At 61.4% G+C, this 17,693-nt stretch carries 18 protein-coding genes; 9 read left to right on the top strand and 9 right to left on the bottom strand.

Features of this window, described 5'->3' with window-relative positions; all coding sequences use genetic code 11:
• Positions 1-202 precede the first annotated feature (202 nt).
• From rpoN to lptC, 4 genes are all read right to left on the bottom strand, one after another.
• Positions 203-1,756 carry an RNA polymerase factor sigma-54 gene (gene rpoN / locus AC0JZ4_RS03795; RefSeq protein WP_471885113.1) on the bottom strand — a complete coding sequence of 518 codons (1,554 nt, stop codon included), beginning with the start codon at positions 1,754-1,756 and terminating at the stop codon, positions 203-205.
• A gap of 132 nt (positions 1,757-1,888) precedes the next feature.
• Positions 1,889-2,635 carry an LPS export ABC transporter ATP-binding protein gene (lptB, locus tag AC0JZ4_RS03790; RefSeq protein WP_471885112.1) on the bottom strand — a complete coding sequence of 249 codons (747 nt, stop codon included), beginning with the start codon at positions 2,633-2,635 and terminating at the stop codon, positions 1,889-1,891.
• Positions 2,636-2,704: 69 nt separating this feature from the next.
• Positions 2,705-3,256 (bottom strand): LptA/OstA family protein, encoded by a 552-nt coding sequence (locus AC0JZ4_RS03785; protein ID WP_471885111.1) that lies wholly within the window; start codon positions 3,254-3,256, stop codon positions 2,705-2,707.
• A gap of 11 nt (positions 3,257-3,267) precedes the next feature.
• A complete protein-coding gene (gene lptC, locus AC0JZ4_RS03780; protein WP_471885110.1) occupies positions 3,268-3,936 on the bottom strand; it encodes an LPS export ABC transporter periplasmic protein LptC in 669 nt (222 codons plus the stop codon).
• 204 nt (positions 3,937-4,140) lie between these two features.
• On the opposite strand from lptC, the gene sppA reads away from it, so the two are divergent.
• The 3 genes from sppA (at position 4,141) to AC0JZ4_RS03765 (ending at position 5,836) form a co-directional block, all read left to right on the top strand.
• Positions 4,141-5,097 (top strand): signal peptide peptidase SppA, encoded by a 957-nt coding sequence (gene sppA / locus AC0JZ4_RS03775; RefSeq protein WP_471885109.1) that lies wholly within the window; start codon positions 4,141-4,143, stop codon positions 5,095-5,097.
• A gap of 26 nt (positions 5,098-5,123) precedes the next feature.
• Positions 5,124-5,423: an integration host factor subunit beta gene (locus tag AC0JZ4_RS03770; RefSeq protein WP_112454414.1), complete on the top strand. Its 300-nt coding sequence runs from the start codon at positions 5,124-5,126 to the stop codon at positions 5,421-5,423.
• A 101-nt stretch (positions 5,424-5,524) separates the two neighbouring features.
• Complete coding sequence (locus AC0JZ4_RS03765; protein ID WP_471885108.1) at positions 5,525-5,836, top strand: LapA family protein; 312 nt, start codon at positions 5,525-5,527, stop codon at positions 5,834-5,836.
• An 18-nt stretch (positions 5,837-5,854) separates the two neighbouring features.
• Here the strand turns inward: AC0JZ4_RS03765 and AC0JZ4_RS03760 are convergent, their stop codons facing one another.
• Positions 5,855-6,310, bottom strand: a complete 456-nt coding sequence (locus tag AC0JZ4_RS03760) for an SRPBCC family protein (protein WP_471885107.1) — start codon at positions 6,308-6,310, stop codon at positions 5,855-5,857.
• A 156-nt stretch (positions 6,311-6,466) separates the two neighbouring features.
• On the opposite strand from AC0JZ4_RS03760, the gene AC0JZ4_RS03755 reads away from it, so the two are divergent.
• The 5 genes from AC0JZ4_RS03755 (at position 6,467) to olsB (ending at position 11,807) form a co-directional block, all read left to right on the top strand.
• Complete coding sequence (locus tag AC0JZ4_RS03755; RefSeq protein WP_471885106.1) at positions 6,467-7,645, top strand: class I SAM-dependent methyltransferase; 1,179 nt, start codon at positions 6,467-6,469, stop codon at positions 7,643-7,645.
• Entirely contained in the window at positions 7,642-8,502 is an 861-nt protein-coding gene (locus AC0JZ4_RS03750) for a TrmH family RNA methyltransferase (RefSeq protein ID WP_471885105.1), read from the top strand. Before AC0JZ4_RS03755 ends, AC0JZ4_RS03750 begins: the two co-directional genes overlap by 4 nt.
• Positions 8,499-8,987: a signal peptidase II gene (gene lspA / locus AC0JZ4_RS03745; protein ID WP_471885104.1), complete on the top strand. Its 489-nt coding sequence runs from the start codon at positions 8,499-8,501 to the stop codon at positions 8,985-8,987. The genes AC0JZ4_RS03750 and lspA overlap by 4 nt, the downstream gene beginning before the upstream one ends.
• A 58-nt stretch (positions 8,988-9,045) precedes the next feature.
• Positions 9,046-10,836 (top strand): hybrid sensor histidine kinase/response regulator, encoded by a 1,791-nt coding sequence (locus AC0JZ4_RS03740; RefSeq protein ID WP_471885103.1) that lies wholly within the window; start codon positions 9,046-9,048, stop codon positions 10,834-10,836.
• Between the two features lie 98 nt (positions 10,837-10,934).
• On the top strand, positions 10,935-11,807 hold the full coding sequence (gene olsB / locus AC0JZ4_RS03735) for a l-ornithine N(alpha)-acyltransferase (protein WP_471885102.1): 873 nt from the start codon (positions 10,935-10,937) through the stop codon (positions 11,805-11,807).
• Here the strand turns inward: olsB and AC0JZ4_RS03730 are convergent.
• The 4 genes from AC0JZ4_RS03730 to AC0JZ4_RS03715 all read right to left on the bottom strand — a co-directional run bounded on the left by AC0JZ4_RS03730 (position 11,804) and on the right by AC0JZ4_RS03715 (position 14,812).
• Positions 11,804-12,055 carry a type II toxin-antitoxin system VapC family toxin gene (locus AC0JZ4_RS03730; protein WP_471887775.1) on the bottom strand — a complete coding sequence of 84 codons (252 nt, stop codon included), beginning with the start codon at positions 12,053-12,055 and terminating at the stop codon, positions 11,804-11,806. The genes olsB and AC0JZ4_RS03730 overlap by 4 nt on opposite strands.
• On the bottom strand, positions 11,988-12,194 hold the full coding sequence (locus tag AC0JZ4_RS03725; protein WP_471885101.1) for a hypothetical protein: 207 nt from the start codon (positions 12,192-12,194) through the stop codon (positions 11,988-11,990). The genes AC0JZ4_RS03730 and AC0JZ4_RS03725 overlap by 68 nt, the downstream gene beginning before the upstream one ends.
• Positions 12,191-12,448 carry a type II toxin-antitoxin system Phd/YefM family antitoxin gene (locus AC0JZ4_RS03720; protein ID WP_471885100.1) on the bottom strand — a complete coding sequence of 86 codons (258 nt, stop codon included), beginning with the start codon at positions 12,446-12,448 and terminating at the stop codon, positions 12,191-12,193. Before AC0JZ4_RS03720 ends, AC0JZ4_RS03725 begins: the two co-directional genes overlap by 4 nt.
• 66 nt (positions 12,449-12,514) lie before the next feature.
• Positions 12,515-14,812, bottom strand: coding sequence for an NADP-dependent malic enzyme (locus AC0JZ4_RS03715; protein ID WP_471885099.1), 2,298 nt, complete (start codon positions 14,810-14,812; stop codon positions 12,515-12,517).
• A gap of 213 nt (positions 14,813-15,025) precedes the next feature.
• Between AC0JZ4_RS03715 and mutS the strand changes: the two genes are divergently transcribed.
• Entirely contained in the window at positions 15,026-17,680 is a 2,655-nt protein-coding gene (gene mutS, locus AC0JZ4_RS03710) for a DNA mismatch repair protein MutS (protein WP_471887774.1), read from the top strand.
• Positions 17,681-17,693 lie beyond the last annotated feature (13 nt).

Raw genomic sequence — 17,693 nt, 5'->3', positions numbered from 1 at the left:
AATTATTCCTTCTTGTCGTGACTTGCGTATTCCAGTCTACGCCAAGCCGCTCCTGCATGAAAGTCGCTCGCACCAATTGCGGTAAATTATCACTACTGGTGGGCGTGCTCTGCCGCGAAGGTCCCCGTTCAGCCGAGGCGGGCTTCTAACCGTGCCGGGAGGGGATGTCAATGCACCCTTGACGCGAAATGAATGGTGCGGTTCACGCCGTTGCAGCTCTAGCGATAGCTCGCTTTTCGCGACGGCGCTGGACCGAGGAGGGAATGTTCATCGCTTCGCGGTACTTCGCAACCGTGCGTCGTGCAAGATCGACACCCGCCTGCTTTAGGCTGATCACGATATCGTCGTCGGATAGGACAGAATCGGATGCCTCCTGTGAAATCAGGGTCTTGATCTTGTGGCGCACGGCTTCTGCGGAATGGCTGTCGCCACCTTCGTCCGCGGATCCGATCGATACGGTGAAGAAATATTTCAGCTCGAACATGCCGCGCGGCGTCAGTATGTATTTGTTCGAGGTAACCCGGCTCACCGTCGATTCATGCATCTTGATCGCCTCGGCGACGGTTTTCAGGTTGAGCGGCCGCAGATGGTTGACGCCGTTGATCAGGAATGCGTCCTGCTGGCGCACGATCTCGGTCGCTACTTTCATGATCGTCTTGGCGCGCTGGTCGAGGCTGCGGGTCAGCCAGTTGCCGTTCTGTAGGCAATCGGAGAGAAAAGCGTAGTCGTCGCTGTTCTTCGGGCAGGTTTTCGAAACCGTCTGGAAATAGGACTGGTTGACCAGCACGCGGGGCAGGGTGTCGGGGTTGAGTTCGACCGTCCACCCGCCGCCATTGGCGGGCCGCACGACGATGTCGGGCGAGATCACGTCCGCTACGTGACTGGCAAAGTCGGCGCCCGGCTTCGGGTTCAGCTTGCGGATTTCCGCCAACATGTCGATCAGATCTTCGTCATCGACGCCGCACAGTTTGCGCAGATTGGCGAAATCACGCTTCGCCAGAAGCTCCAGATGCGCGACCAGTGTGGCCATGGCCGGATCGAGCCGATCCCTCTGCTGCAGCTGGATGGCCAGACATTCGCCCAGCGAGCGGCCGAATATACCAGGAGGATCGAGTGTCTGCAGGGTGGCAAGTACCTCTTCCACATGCGCGATATTCGTGCCGACCTTCAATGCGACCTCTCCAAGGTCGGCCTGCAGATAGCCGGCATCGTCAAGCTGGTCGACAAGATGATGGGCGATAAGCCGGTCGGCAGGAAGCTTGAGCGCGAAAGGTAGCTGGCGTTCGACATGGGTACGCAGGCTGGTCTCGCCGGCGACGAAATCTTCGAGGTCGTAGTCGTCGCCGGCTTCTCCTCCCGGCATGGATTTCCATTGGCCGAGAAGTTCCGGCGCATCTGCCCGGCGATCAGGCTGATCGTCCGGAAACACGTTTTCGGAGCCGCCGTCGAGGCTGTCGTTGAATGTGTCGCCAATGACGATCTCGCCACCGGGCATCATCTCGCCGCTGTCGCGCCAGTCCTGACTGTCTGTCTCGTTGGATGCGCCCTCACCGCCGCCGGCGTTATGGCCTAAATCCGCGCCAGATTCATTGTCGGATGGCGCAATTTCAAGCAGCGGGTTCTTTTCCAGTTCCTGGGCGATGAACTGGTTCAGTTCGAAATGCGTCATCTGCAGCAGCTGGATCGACTGCATCAGCTGCGGGGTCATGACGAGCGATTGGGTCTGTCGCAGAAAGAGGCTGGCAGTTAAACCCATGGTAAACGCTAAACTCCAAAAAACCCACGCTCCGCCGTACATTGGGGAGCCTTCAGCGCATCTGGCACGAGAATTGCTTTTTTGAGGGGTTTGGTCAAGCGCTGCCTGCGGGAATTTCCCGCAATGCGATTCTTACAGGCTGAATTTGTCGCCGAGGTAGAGCCGGCGTACATCCTGGTTGCTGACGATATCGGATGCCCGACCGTGAGTCAGCACTTCGCCCGCATGGATGATATAGGCGCGGTCGATGAGGCCGAGCGTCTCGCGGACGTTGTGGTCGGTTATCAGTACCCCGATACCGCGCGCCGTCAAGTGGCGAACGAGATTCTGGATGTCGGATACGGAAATAGGGTCGACGCCGGCGAAAGGTTCGTCGAGCAGCATGAAGCACGGGTCGGTAGCCAGCGCGCGGGCGATTTCCAGACGCCGCCGCTCGCCGCCGGAAAGCGCCACGGCAGCCGATTTGCGCAGCCGGCCAATGTGGAATTCCTCGAGCAGCTCATCGAGCTTGGCTTCGCGCTTGTCGCGGTTCGGTTCGTGCACTTCCAGCACGGCGCGAATATTCTCTTCCACCGTCAGGCCACGAAAGATCGATGCTTCCTGCGGCAGGTAGCCGACGCCGAGGCGCGCGCGCCGATACATCGGCATGCGCGTCACTTCATTGCCGTTGATGGCGATCATGCCTTCGTCGACCGGTACAAGGCCGGTGATCATGTAGAAACAGGTCGTCTTGCCGGCGCCGTTGGGGCCGAGCAGGCCGACGGCCTCGCCACGGCGGACTACCAGCGACACACCGTTGACGACGCGTCGGGTGTCATAGGTTTTCGACAGGCCATGGGCCACGAGCGTGCCTTCATAGCGCGCCTTGTCGCGTGCCATGAACGGCTCGGTCGAAGCTTGCTTCTTGGCCGAAAAACTTGGGAGGGAAGGAAGTTTCACGTTCTATTCTTATTGCTTTGGTCGCGAATTCGGATCGAGCATGATTTCGACGCGGCCACCGCAGCTGTCGAGCTTGGCCTGGCCGCTCGCCATCTGTACGGTAAGCTTGCAACCCTTGAAGACATTCGGTCCTTCCGACAGGACGACCTGCTTGCCGGACAGTGTGAAGGTCTGGCTGGCCATGTCGAACTCGCCCTTCTCGGCGGTTGCCTGCTGCGTTCCGGAGGACAGGAACACCGTATCTTCGAGGAAGATCTTGTCGATATCCGCATTGCCGGCCGTCACCGAGCCGCCGTCGCCGGTGTAGATCACCGTCATCCTGCCGGCCTTCACCGTCGTCGTACCCTGCACGACGTTGACGTTGCCGGTAAAGAAGGCGGTCTTTTCCGCATCCTTGATTTCCAGCTGGTCGCTCTGGATCTGGATCGGCTGATCGCCCGAAAGCTTCATCCCGTCCATGCGGCTCGTCGTCGACTGAGCATGGGCGGAGGCGCCGAACAAGGTCAGAGAGGCCACAGCGAGCGCGGCGGGAATGCGGAAAGAAAAACAGCGATGCATCATGGCGGCCGGGCCTACTTGCCTTTGTTTCGGATGGCTGAGGGATCGACATGGACCCGAACATTGCCGGTGAAATTGAGAGTATGCCCCTTATCGGTGATCTTCATGGAATCTGCAACAATGGAGCCTTCGGTCATCGAAATATTCACCGCGTCGGGCGTGTTCATCTCTCCGCCGGGAATATCCAGATGGGCCGACTGGAAGCGCGCGGTAATGCCGTTGCTCAGATTGACGTCGAATGGCGCGGTCAGGTCGAGCATGTCCTCGCCGCGATTGAAGTCGGCAACCGAGGCCGTCACACGGGCCACCAGCTCGTCATTGATCGGCACAGCTGCCTTCACGTCGCGCAGGCTGATGAGGTTCGGATTGGCGATATCCTGAAGCGCCTTTTCGGCGATCATCGAATAGCTGATCCCGTCGCTGTTGCGGCCCGAAATGGCCGGCCGTTCCATGACGATCTTGCCGTCTTCGATGGTCGCGCTTTCGATCGAAAGGCTTTCCGGCAGATAGGAGCGTACGACAGCCACGCCGATGAAGCCGAGCGAAATCACGCCAGCAACGATCGGCAGCAGGATTTTCAGCCGGCTGACGCGGGAGGAATGCGCGACCGCTGCATCATAGGCACTCACCGGTGCCTGCAGCGATGCGAAAAAGCTGCCGTTATTTCGGATTTGCTGCAGCATGAGTGTGAGTATTGTCCTTCTTGTCGACAGTCTGCCGTCTCGAAACAATCGTCCGCACGGGCGGGATGAGGCGACTATCGACATCCAATATGGTTTTTATCGTTCAACAAACAATAATGGGCAACATAAAAACGTGATAGGACCGGATGGAATCGGCCGACTGTGACCTATGTTCATCGCCGCAAGGCATCTGAAGGGGCGTTTATGGATCATATGGCAATCGCGGATCGGCGCCAGTTGCGCCGCAAGCTCAGCTTCTGGCGCGTTGTGGCGCTGATTTTTCTCGCCGCCATCGGCTTTGTTTCCTACGGTCTGTTTGCCGGTGACGAGAATGGGTCCGGCGAGCCGCATATCGCCCGTGTCCGCATTTCCGGCATGATCACCGACAACCGCGAACTGCTGGAACGCCTCGACCGGATTGCCGAGAACTCTCAGGTCAAGGCGCTGATCGTCTCGATCGCCTCGCCGGGCGGCACCACCTATGGCGGCGAGCGCATCTATCAGGCGATCCGCAAGGTTTCCGAAAACAAGCCGGTCGTCTCCGACATCCGCACGCTTGCTGCCTCCGCCGGTTACATGATCGCCACCGCAGGCGATACGATCGTTGCCGGCGAAAGCTCAATCACCGGCTCGATCGGCGTCATCTTCCAGTATCCGCAGCTCGAAGAGGCGATGAAGAAGATTGGCGTGTCGCTTGAAGAGATAAAGTCGTCGCCGCTCAAGGCGGAGCCGTCGCCTTTCCATCCGGCAAGCGAGGAGGCCAAGACGATGATCCGGGCCATGATCATGGACAGCTACGGCTGGTTCGTCGATCTGGTCGCCGAGCGCCGCAAGCTGCCGCGCGACGAAGTCTTGCGGCTTGCCGACGGCACGATCTTCACCGGCCGCCAGGCGCTCAACGTCAAGCTGGTCGATCAGCTCGGCGATGACGACGATATTCTCGCCTATCTCAAGACCCGCGACGTCTCGCCCGATCTGCCGATCGTCGAATGGAGGAACAGGGAGAGTTCCTCTTCATTCTGGTTCGCCAACGCGTTCTCGCTCATCTTGCGCCAGGCGGGCTTTGCGCTGCCCGTTTCGCCCGAAGCGCTCGACGGTTGGGGGCCAAGCAAGTTGTTCCTTGACGGTCTTGTCTCGGTTTGGCAGGTTGGCGAGGGTTGAAAATCTAATTTTTTCAGGGGGCAACCGTGATAAAGTCTGAACTGGTACAGATCGTTGCAGCACGCAATCCGCATCTCTACCACCGCGACGTCGAGAACATCGTCAACGCCGTGCTCGACGAAATCACGGATGCATTGGCCGGTGGAAACCGTGTCGAGCTGCGCGGTTTTGGTGCGTTCTCGGTAAAAAACCGCCCGTCCCGCTCCGGCCGCAACCCGCGCACCGGCGAAAGCGTCTTCGTCGAGGAAAAGTGGGTACCGTTCTTCAAGACCGGCAAGGAGCTGCGCGAGCGGCTCAATCCGGGCATGGCCGACGAGGACGACTGATCCTCGCTGAGGCGGTCGGAGTTGAAAATCTTTCGTCTTGAAAAGTTTTCATCCGGCCCGATCTCTTGATCGTCGAATGAAATTAAGTGCCGGAGTGAACCATGGCCAAGCTGAAGCGTATTCTTTCGCTTGTCGTTTTCGTGCCGATCGGCATCGTACTGATCGTTCTGGCGGTGGCAAACCGGCAGTCTGTAACGCTGGCGCTCAATCCGTTCCAGCCGCAGGACAGTGTGCTTGCGGTCACCGCACCCTTTTTCGTCTTCATCTTTCTGGCGCTGATCGTCGGCCTTGTCATTGGCGCCTGCGTGACGTGGTGGAGCCAGGGGCGTTACAGGCGTCAGGCCCGTGTCGAGGCCAAGCAGGCAGTCAAGTGGCAGAGCGAGCACAAGGCGCTTGCCGATCGCCGCGGCTGATATCCTTTCGGGATACCGCTACTGCCGGCCATCGCGGCCGCTCACCGCTGCATTGAAATCCGAAAAGAAACGGGAAGCCAACTTGGCCGAGCTTGTATCGATAAGCCGTGCGCCAAGCTTGGCGATCGTGCCTCCAAGCTCGGCCTGGCTGCGGTAGACAAGACGCGTCTCCGTGCCGTCCGCAATCAGCGTCACCTCGGCCGATCCCTTGACAAACCCTGCCACACCGCCCTTGCCCTGAGCATGGATCCTATAGCGTTCACCGGGTAGAACATCTTCAAGCCAGATCTCGCCGGAGAAGCGGAAGGTCAGCATGCCGATCTTGACCCTGATGGTTGCGGCAAGCTCGGTGTCCGATGTCCATTCCAGCGTCTCGCAGCCCGGGATGCAGGTTTTCAGGATGTTCGGATCGTTGAGTGCCTGCCAGACGACGTCGCGCGGTGCCTCGATCCGTTCTTCTCCGGTGAATTCCATGAAGCGTTCTGCCAATCCTGTTGCGGCATGCCTGAACCCGAGCAGATAGGATTCTGTGCGCCGCTTCGCCAGTGCGCGGCGCGGCATGCGCGCATGGGCTTTGCCGAATGCGCGGCAGATGCTATCTGCACGAAAATGAAATCGAAGGATCAATCGTTGAAGACCAGAGACAAGCGGCCAGGGCAGAAGGCGCCGTCCCGGGGCGGCAAGGCTGGCGATCGGCATGGCAGCGAGCGTCAGGGCACCGGCGGCAAGCCGAAAGCTTCGTCTGCCGCGCCGCGCGTCAAGGCGTCGGATGCCCGTCCGAAGGAAGTCAGATCACGCGACGTAAAGCCGGCGGATGCCAATCCCGCACAGCAGCCGGCCGCGCAATTGGCTGCTCAGACCCGTCCGCTATTGGCGCGCACCGGCGAACTGCCGCGCGAAAATGTGCCGATCATTCTGGAATCGCAGAATGCCGGCGATTTTCATCTGGTCGATAGCGGCAAGGGCCTGAAGCTCGAGAAATATGGCCCATACTTCGTCGTTCGCCCCGAGGCGCAGGCGCTTTGGCAGCCGTCGCTCCCGCAAGGCATCTGGGACAGGGCCGACGCGGTCTTTACCGGCAATACCGACGAGGATGGCATGGGGCGCTGGCGGTTTCCGCATGCGGCTCTTGGGGAAACCTGGCCGCTGTCTCTGCTCGACATCGATTTCCTCGGCCGCTTCACGGCCTTCCGCCACATGGGTTTCTTCCCGGAGCAGATCGTTCACTGGGAATGGGTGAAGCATCAGGTTGAAGAGGCGAAAGCCAAGGGGCGGACGCTTAAGGTTCTGAACCTGTTCGGCTATACCGGCGTCGCCTCGCTTGTCGCCGCTGCCGCCGGTGCCGAAGTTACCCATGTCGATGCCTCGAAGAAGGCGATCGGCTGGGCGCGCGAAAATCAGGCTCTGTCGCGGCTTGAAAAGGCGCCGGTGCGCTGGATCTGCGAAGACGCGATGAAGTTCATCCTGCGCGAGGAACGCCGCGGCAGCACTTACGACATCATCCTCACCGACCCGCCGAAATTCGGCCGCGGCCCGAATGGCGAAGTATGGGAGCTGTTCGAGCACCTGCCCGTCATGCTCGATGTCTGCCGCGAGCTTCTGGCGAAGGATGCAGTCGGCCTCGTGCTGACGGCCTATTCCATCCGCGCGAGCTTCTACTCCATCCACGAACTGATGCGCGAGACGATGCGCGGTGCCGGCGGAACGGTGGAATCCGGCGAACTCGTCATCCGCGAGACCGGTCTTGACCGCAATCACCGTGGCCGCGCGCTCTCCACATCCCTCTTCAGCCGCTGGGTTTCAAAATGACAGACGATTTCAGAAGGCCGGGCGTCCGCAAGGTCGGGCAGGTGAAGGAAGTCACCTCGCTTGCCAACCCGATCATCAAGGACATCAAGTCTCTCACCAACAAGAAGGACCGCGAGGCTGCCGGCATCTTCATGGCGGAGGGTCTCAAGCTCGTCATCGACGCGCTGGAACTCGGCTGGGACATCCGCACGCTGATCTACGCCAAGGCCGCCAAGGGCAAGTCACTGGTCGAGCAGGCCGCGACGCGCACGGTCGCCAATGGCGGGCTCGTGCTGGAAGTCAGCGAAAAGGTTCTCTCCTCGGTCACCCGTCGCGACAACCCGCAGATGGTGGTCGGCATTTTCGAACAGCGCTGGAAGCGTCTTGAAGAGCTTTCGCCGTCGAAGGACGAGACGATCGTCGCGCTCGACCGCGTTCGCGATCCGGGCAATCTCGGCACGATCATTCGCACCGCGGATGCAGCCGGCGCATCGGCGGTGATCCTCGTCGGTGATTGCACCGATCCTTTCTCGCTCGAAACCGTGCGCGCCACCATGGGCTCGGTCTTCGCCATGCCGGTGGTAAAATGCTCGGTTGAGGAGTTTTTGAGCTGGCAGAAACGCGCCGGCGTCAATGTCGTGGCGACGCATCTGGCCGGCTCGGTCGATTATCGCACGGCGGATTACAAATCGAAGCCGACCGTCATTCTGATGGGCAACGAACAGTCGGGCCTGCCCTATAGCCTCGTCAACGCGGCCAACCGCAAGGTGCGCATCCCGCAGCAGGGCAGGGCGGACAGCCTCAACCTGGCCGTCGCCACCGCCGTCATGCTCTATGAGGCGCGTCGCCATCTTCTCGATCTGGAAGAAAGACTATGACCGAGCGCGCAGCCCTTCTCTCCCGGCCGGCAATAGCGCTTGCCGTCATCGCCGTTGCGATCATTCTCGATCAGGCGATCAAGATCGCCGTCGAGGCGTGGCTTCCCATGCACGAAGCCGTTCCGGTCATGCCGTTCCTGGCGCTGTTCCGCACCTACAATCTCGGCGTTGCCTTCTCGCTTCTGTCCGGCATGGAGCGCGAATTCATCATCGGCATGCGCATCGTCATCGTCGCTTTCGTCATCTGGCTGTGGCGCCGCACGCCGGTGTCACGCTCTTTTGCCCATACCGGTTTCGCGCTGATCATTGCCGGCGCAATCGGCAACCTGATCGACGGTCTCGTTTATGGACATGTGATCGACTACATCCTGTTCCATACCGAGACGTGGTCATTTGCTGTTTTCAATCTGGCAGATAGCTTCATTACGATCGGCGCGGGCCTGGTAATTCTCGACGAACTCGTCGGCTCGAAGACGCGCGATTAATATTCCATTAGGCCGTTGACCTAAGGATTGTGAAGGAAAGACAATGTAGTCTTTCCGCATGCGCACCATTGCCGACCTGCACGATCGCATTGCCAAGGCATTTTCCCATCGGGTCCCGACGGGAGAGCGTGCGGAGCGCGTGACACGCAAGGTCCCCGGCCTGCCTGCGGCGGAAGAGGGTCATTTCAGATCATCGCGTACGCTTCGCAATCTTGTCGCGCAGATCAAGCGCCTGTCGCCCGGTGAGCGTGGGCGTGCGCTGAAAGGTCGGCTCAAGCAGGCGGAAGCGACCAGCGAGGCGAAATCCCGGCGCATCGCCACCGTCGTCCACGAAATTCGCACGCCGCTGAACGGCATTCTCGGCATGACCCATCTGCTCGGTCAGACCAAGCTGACCGCCGAGCAGCAGAACTACCTGAGCGGCATCCGTCAGTCCGGCCACATGCTGGCACAGCTGGTCGACGACATTCTCGACCTGTCCACCATGGAGGCGGGGCGCTTTCGCCTGAACACGCGGGCGGAAAACTTTCGCCAGTTGATCGAGAGCGTCGTCGAGATGCTGTCGCCGCGCGCCCATGAAAAGCGCATCGAGATTGCCGCCACATTCGCCGCCGACCTGCCGGAGCTGATGGATTTCGATCCGACCCGACTGCGCCAGGTCCTCTTCAACGTCATCGGCAATGCGGTGAAATTCACCATGGCCGGCGGTGTTCTTGTGCGTGTTTCAGCCGTCGACGGCAATGTCGAGATCGCCGTCATCGATACTGGTCCCGGCATGACGGAGAGGGAACAGGACCTTATCTTCGGCGAGTTCGAACAGTCCGGCTCGGCCGAAGCCCGCAGCGGCGGCACCGGGCTCGGCCTCAGCATCACCTCGCGCATTCTCGACGAATTCGGCGGGTCGCTTTCGGTTGCAAGCGTCAGGGGCGAGGGCAGCACCTTCACCATCAGCTATCCGCTCCATCTTGCTGGCGATGCCGCTGCCGGCGAGACGGACCGCAGCGGCATGCTGTCGCGCTCGCGGGTTCTGCTTCTCGCGCCGGCAGGTCCGGCGGCACAGGCGACCGTTACCACGATCGAGGCATTGGGCGGTCGATGCCGGCATCTGTCGACATCGCAGGACGTCTCCGCCCTGATCGACCGAGCCGCCGAGGGGGCTATGCCGTTCACGGACCTGATCGTCGATCATCGCCTCGCTTCCGATTACGCCGGCGAGCCGCAGCACAGGCCGCTGCATCGCATTCTTCTCGTCAACCCCGAAGAGAGGGCATCGCAGCCGCAGGATCTCTTCGATGCCTGGCTGATCCGCCCCCTGCGCGAGCGTTCGCTGGTCGATGTGCTGAGCGGCCGCATGCGCGGCTTTGGTCGCATGCCGGCGGCAGGCGCCATGCCCGCAGCAGCCGTCACGTCGGGGCAGATGCAGGACGGTAGCATCCAGCCTGCCACGGGTCTCGACATCCTGCTTGCCGAGGACGATCCTATCAATGCCACGCTGCTGCGGGTGCTGCTGCAGAGGAACGGCCACCGGGTTCGCTGGGTGGTCGATATCCCCGGTCTGGCGCAGGCGATCGCTCAGGCCGACACACAGCCAGACCTTATCATCACCGATATGAACATGCCGGGCGGCGATCCGCTCGACGTGCTTGCCGATCTTCGCAAGCGTGAAAGGCATGCGCACCGGGCACCGGTGCCGGTTATCGTTCTGACCGGAGAGGCGCAGGACGGCGTCCTGAGCAATGCCTTGGCGGCAGGCGCGCAACGCGCCATGCGCAAGCCCGTCGAACCGCAGAAGCTGCTGGATGACATCAGTGACCTGAGCGCAACGATCCGGCCCATGGTTGGTCGTTGACGGGTTTTAGGCGCTGTCATAATGTGACAGCGCATGTCACGTCCCTGTCGCAGAGACGTGATTAATGGCGGTGACCTAACCGGGACGGGTGAATCACCATGGCAATCGAACTCCTGAACCGAGATGCGAGCCTTGACACGCACAAGACCATGGCGCCTGCCAACAGGTCCGGCGATGTCTTTGGTCGTATCGGATCGCTCGAAACCCGGCTCGCCCGCAGCAACCGCGAAATCCATGCCGCGCAATCGGTTCGCTACCGCGTGTTCGTCGAGGAAATGAAGGCGATGCTTCCCGGCGAAGCGATGCGACTGAAGCGCGATTTCGACAGCTATGACGAGATCTGCGACCATCTTCTCGTCGTCGACAACGCCATCGAGGGCGAGATCGAGGAACAGATCGTCGGGACATATCGTCTTCTGCGTCAGGATGTGGCAGTGGCCAATGGCGGCTTTTACTCCGCCTCGGAATTCGACATCCAGCCTTTGCTCGAACGTCATCCCGACAAGCAGTTCATGGAACTCGGCCGCTCATGCGTGCTGCCCGACTATCGCACCAAGCGCACGGTGGAACTGCTCTGGCAGGGTAACTGGGCCTATGCGCTGAAGCACGGGATGGGCGCCATGTTCGGCTGCGCGTCTTTCCCCGGCACCCGCCCGGAAGAACATGCGCTGGCTCTCTCCTTCCTGCATCAGAATTCGCTGGTGAAGGACGAGTGGATGGTGTCGGCTCTGCCTGCGCTCCATCGCAATATGGATCTTGTTCCGGCCGAGGCAGTCAATCCGCGCCAGGCCCTCTCCGCCATGCCGCCGCTGGTAAAGGGCTATCTGCGTCTCGGCGCCATGATCGGCGATGGTGCCGTGGTTGATCAGGCCTTCAACACCACGGATGTCCTGATTGTCCTGCCGATCTCATCGATTTCCGGACGCTACATCAACCATTTCGGCGCGGATGCCGGGCGGTTTTCCAATTAGCGCACGAGCCTGATCGGGCCGTTGTGGTGTGCGATGGTCTCGTCGGACGTGACGAGCAGCATGTTCTCGGACATCGCCTGTGCGATCAGAATGCGGTCGAACGGGTCTTTGTGGATAGGAGGAAGCGCTTCGACCGCAAGGCCATCCGTTGAAGTGACCGGCAATTCTCCAAAGTCTGTTTCAAGCAATTGAAGGCGTAGAAGCCTCGAAGGCAGCTCGAGTGCGGCTTTTCCTGTCGACTGCTTTATCGCCAGTTCCCAGGATACTGGCAGCGCTGAAAATAAGCGTGTTGTCGACGTCTTCGATGAGATTGCGCGCGGCTGATGGCAGCCGTTCCGAAGCGGCCACGAACCAGATGGGCAGATGTGTGTCGAACAGGATTTTCACTTCCGTTCGCCGTAGAAGAGGTCTTGAATCTCCTTGTCCAGGCCTTTGTCCATGTCGTCTGGAACGAAGAAACGCCCATCAAGCACGCCGATCCGTGGCACCTTCTTCGGCTTTTCCGCTGGCAGCTCCTCGATCGGCACCACCTTCACCGGCGGCTTGCCCGCCTTGGCGATGACAAAGCCCTCTCCCTTGGTCGCCTCTTCAATCAGACGGGACAGTTCGGTCTTCGCCTCCTCGATTGTGACCGTCTTCATGGCCGGATCCGGGTGGACTTGGGTTGGATAAACCTAGTCCACCCGAAGGTCGTCTACAAGCAGGCCTTACGATCCAGCGTTGTAGGCGGCGATCGCCGCCATGTTGACGATTTCCGTATCCTTGGCGCCCATCTGGGTGATCTGCACCGACTTGTCGAGACCGACGAGCAGCGGGCCGATGACGGTCGATGCGCCGATTTCCTGCAGCATGCGGGTGGCGATCGAGGCCGAATGGATGGCCGGCATGACGAGCACGTTGGCGGTGCCGGACAGGCGGCAGAACGGGTACTGTTCCAGACGCGCGGCATTGAGCGCCACGTCGGCCGCCATCTCGCCGTCATACTCGAAGTCGACGCGGCGGCCGTCGAGGATCCTGACCGCCTCGCGCACGCGCTCCGAACGCTCGCCGATCGGCTGGCCGAAGTTGGAATAGGCGAGCATGGCGACACGCGGCTCATAGCCCATGCGGCGGGCGACGCGTGCGGCTTCTGTCGCGATATCGGCCAGATCCTGCGCATTCGGCATGTCGTGCACGGCGGTGTCCGCAACGAAGATCGTTCGGCCGCGGGCAACCACGATCGAGACGCCGATGACGCGATGTCCCGGCTTCGTGTCGATGCAGCGGCGTACGTCCGACAGCGCCGTCGCATAGTTGCGGGTCGTGCCTGTCACCATGGCATCCGCATCGCCGACAGCGACCATGGCCGAGGCGAAGTGGTTGCGGTCGTTGTTGATGAGGCGCTGCACGTCACGCAGCAGATAGCCTTCACGCTGAAGGCGGCCGTAGAGATAGTCGATATAGGCGTCGGTGCGGGTTGAGATGCGGGCATTGACGACCTCGATGCCGGGGCGGTCGAGGTCTATGCCGGCCTTCTCGGCGGTCGCCTTGATCACGTCGTCGCGGCCTAGCAGGATCGCGGTACCGAGGTTTTGGTTGCAGAAGGAGATCGCGGCGCGCATGACCTGCTCTTCTTCGGCCTCGGCGAAGACGACGCGCTTGGGGAAGCGGCGCACGCGCTCGTATATGCCTTGCGTGGTTGCCGCGATCGGGTCTCGGCGGGCGGAAAGCTCGCGACCATAGGCGGCGATATCAGCGATTTCGCGACGGGCGACGCCGCTCTCCATGGCAGCCTTGGCGACGGCCATAGGAATGGCGGAGATCAGGCGCGGGTCGAACGGAACCGGGATGATGTACTGCGCGCCGAAGCGCGGGCGGTTGCCCTGATAGGCGGCGGCAACGTCATCCGGCACGTCCTCGCGGGCGAGATCCGCAAGCGCCTGTGCGGCGGCGATCTTCATCGCATCGTTGATCTGGCTGGCGCGAACGTCGAGTGCGCCGCGGAAGATATAAGGGAAGCCGAGGACGTTGTTGACCTGGTTCGGGTAGTCGGAACGGCCGGTCGCCATGATCGCGTCGTCGCGGATGCGGGCGACTTCCTCCGGCGTGATTTCCGGGTCCGGGTTCGCCATGGCGAAGATGATCGGCTTGTCCGCCATGGAGCGGATCATCGCTTCGGTGAAGGCGCCTTTCTGCGACAGGCCGAACACGACGTCGGCGCCGTTCATCGCCTCTTCCAGCGAGCGGCGGTCGGTCTTGGCCGCATGGGCCGACTTCCACTGGTTCATGCCCTCGGTGCGGCCCTGATAGATCACACCCTTGGTGTCACAGAGGATGATGTTTTCCGGGGCGAAACCCATCGCCTTGATCAGTTCGATACAGGCGATCGCGGCGGCACCCGCGCCATTGCAGACGAGCTTGGTGGTCTTGAGATCGCGGCCGGTCAGTTCCAGCGCGTTGATCAGGCCGGCGGCGGCGATGATTGCGGTGCCGTGCTGGTCGTCGTGGAAGACCGGGATGTCCATCAGCTCGCGCAGGCGGCTTTCGATGATGAAGCATTCCGGCGCCTTGATGTCTTCAAGGTTGATACCGCCGAAGGAGGGGCCGAGGTAGCGCACGCAATTGATGAATTCGTCGACATTTTCCGTATCGACCTCGAGGTCGATACTGTCGACATCGGCGAAGCGCTTGAACAGGACCGACTTGCCTTCCATGACCGGCTTGGACGCCAGCGCGCCGAGATTGCCGAGGCCGAGGATCGCCGTGCCATTGGAAATGACGGCAACCATGTTGCCGCGTGTTGTGTAGTCATAGGCCTTGGCCGGATCGTCCGCGATCGCCAGAACCGGTACGGCGACGCCGGGGGAATAGGCAAGCGACAGGTCGCGCTGGGTCGCCATCGGCTTGGTCGGCGTGATTTCCAGCTTGCCGGGGCGCCCGATCGCGTGGAAGTCCAGTGCCTCCTGATCCGTCACCGAGGTGCGGGTACGACCGGCCTTGTCGGCTACCTTGTCATTTGCGGGCATTATCCACTCCAGCTTCTTGTGGGCAGCCTGGCTTGATGCGGCTGCGAATGTTGTCTTCAAAGGGTCATCACCGATAGTGTCGCCCATTCCCATGCGCAACAAAAAATCGATTCCGTGACCCAGTTTGAAAGATCCTCCACTCCCGCCGCCCATCCCGACGTGCTGAGCGCTGCCGTGCTCGCCTCGGAGGAAAGTCGCGCGACGGCCACTCCGATGATGGAGCAGTTCATCGAGATCAAGGCGAACAATCCGGGTTCGCTGCTCTTCTACAGGATGGGCGATTTCTACGAGCTGTTCTTCCAGGACGCGGTGGATGCGTCGCGGGCGCTCGGCATCACGCTGACACGGCGCGGTCAGCATATGGGGCAGGATATCCCGATGTGCGGCGTACCGGTGCATGCCGCCGACGATTATCTGCAGAAGCTGATCGGGCTCGGTTTTCGCGTCGCCGTCTGCGAGCAGGTGGAAGATCCGGCGGAAGCCAAGAAGCGCGGCGGAAAATCGGTCGTCAAGCGCGACGTCGTTCGTCTTGTGACGCCGGGCACGATCACCGAGGAAAAGCTGCTCGTTGCCTCGGAATCGAACTATCTGATGACGCTTGCTCGTATCAAGGGTTCGACCGAGCCGATGCTGGCTCTCGCCTGGATCGACATCTCGACCGGCGTCTTCCGTGTGGCGGAAACGGAGGCGACCCGCCTTCTCGCCGATATCCTGCGCATCGAGCCGCGCGAACTGATCATGCCGGACACGATCTTTCATGACCCGGAGCTGAAGCCGGTCTTCGATGTGCTCGGTCGCGTGGCCGTGCCGCAGCCTGCCGTTCTGTTCGACAGCGCAACCTCCGAAGGCCGGATCGCCCGCTACTTCGGCGTCGGCACGCTCGAAGGTTTCGGCAATTTCTCGCGCGCCGAGCTGGCAGCCGCCTCCGCCGCCATTTCCTATGTCGAAAAGACGCAGATCGCGGAACGGCCGCCGCTCGGCCGGCCGGAGCGCGAGAGCGGTGCCTCGACCCTGTTCATCGATCCAGCCACCCGCGGCAATCTTGAGCTGACCAAGACGTTGTCGGGCGAGCGCGAAGGCACGCTCTTGAAGGCGATCGACCGGACGGTAACCGGCGGCGGCGCACGTCTTCTCGCCGAGCGCCTGATGTCGCCGTTGACCGATCCCGAACGGATCAACCTGCGGCTTGATTCCATCTCCTTCCTCAAGGATGAGCCATCGCTCTGTGCTGACTTGCGCACCGCGCTCAAACACGTACCGGACATGCCGCGCGCGCTGTCCCGCCTCGCGCTTGATCGCGGTGGCCCGCGTGATCTCGGTGCGATCCTCGCAGGCCTCGAAGCCGCCCGCGGCGTGCGTGCCTTCCTTGCGCAGTCCATGCTGCCGCAGGAGCTTGTTCAGGCGCTCGACGATCTGTCCGCACTGCCGGTCGAGGTCGAAACCCTGCTCGCCGGGATGCTGGCCGAAGACCTGCCGCTCATGAAGCGCGACGGCGGCTTTCTTGCCGATGGTGCCAATGCCGAACTGGATGAGGTCCGGGCACTGCGTGACCAGTCCCGCAGAGTCATCGCCGGCCTGCAGCTTCAATATGCCGATGAGACGGGCATCAAGTCGCTGAAGATCAAGCACAACAACGTGCTCGGCTATTTCATCGAGGTCACCGCCGGCAATGCCGGGCCGATGACCGACACGCCGGAGGCCAAGGCGCGCTTCATCCATCGTCAGACGATGGCGAACGCGATGCGCTTCACCACGACCGAGCTTGCCGATCTAGAAAGCCGCATTGCCAACGCGGCCGACAAGGCGTTGACGATCGAACTCGAAGCCTTCGCCCGCATGGTCGAGGCCGTTACTGCAGCCGGCGAGGCGATCAAGGCGGGTGCCCGTGCGCTTGCGATCGTCGATGTTGCCGGCGGCCTCGCCATGCTTGCCGAGGAATGGGATTACCGCCGCCCGGTGGTCGATGCCTCGCGCATGTTTGCCATAGAGGGCGGACGTCATCCGGTGGTCGAGCAGGCGTTGCGCCGCCAGTCCATCGGGCCGTTCATCGCCAACGAATGCGACCTGTCGCCGACCAAGGGTGGCGAATTCGGTGCGCTCTGGCTGCTCACCGGTCCGAACATGGGCGGTAAGTCGACCTTTCTGCGTCAGAATGCGCTGATCGCCATCCTTGCCCAGATGGGCTCTTTCGTGCCGGCAGCGTCTGCCCATATCGGCGTCGTCGATCGTCTTTTCTCCCGCGTCGGTGCGTCCGACGATCTCGCGCGTGGGCGCTCCACCTTCATGGTCGAAATGGTTGAGACGGCTGCCATTCTCAATCAGGCGACCGACCGCTCGCTCGTCATCCTCGATGAGATCGGCCGCGGTACCGCGACCTTCGACGGCCTGTCGATCGCCTGGGCAGCAGTCGAGCATCTGCATGAGGGCAATCGCTGCCGCGGCCTGTTCGCCACCCACTTTCACGAATTGACCGTGCTGTCGGAAAAGCTGAACCGCCTTTCCAATGCCACGATGAAGGTGAAGGAATGGGATGGCGAGGTGATCTTCCTGCACGAAGTCGGGCCGGGTGCGGCGGATCGTTCCTACGGTATCCAGGTCGCCCGTCTTGCCGGCCTTCCCGACAGCGTCGTCGCCCGTGCCAAGGACGTGCTGACCAAGCTGGAGGACAGCGATCGCAAGAACCCGGCGAGCCAGCTTATAGACGATCTGCCGCTCTTCCAGGTGTCGGTGCGCAAGGAAGATGTGCGCGGCGGATCTTCCAGGCTGGAAGAAGCGTTGAAGGCGATAAACCCGGATGACATGAGCCCGCGCGAGGCACTAGAGGCGCTCTATGCGCTGAAGAAGCAGGCAGCGGAAAAGCGGGCCTGATATCGCCACAACC

This window comes from [Rhizobium] kunmingense, assembly GCF_977018605.1.
This window is presented reverse-complemented; position numbering and strand designations above follow the sequence as displayed.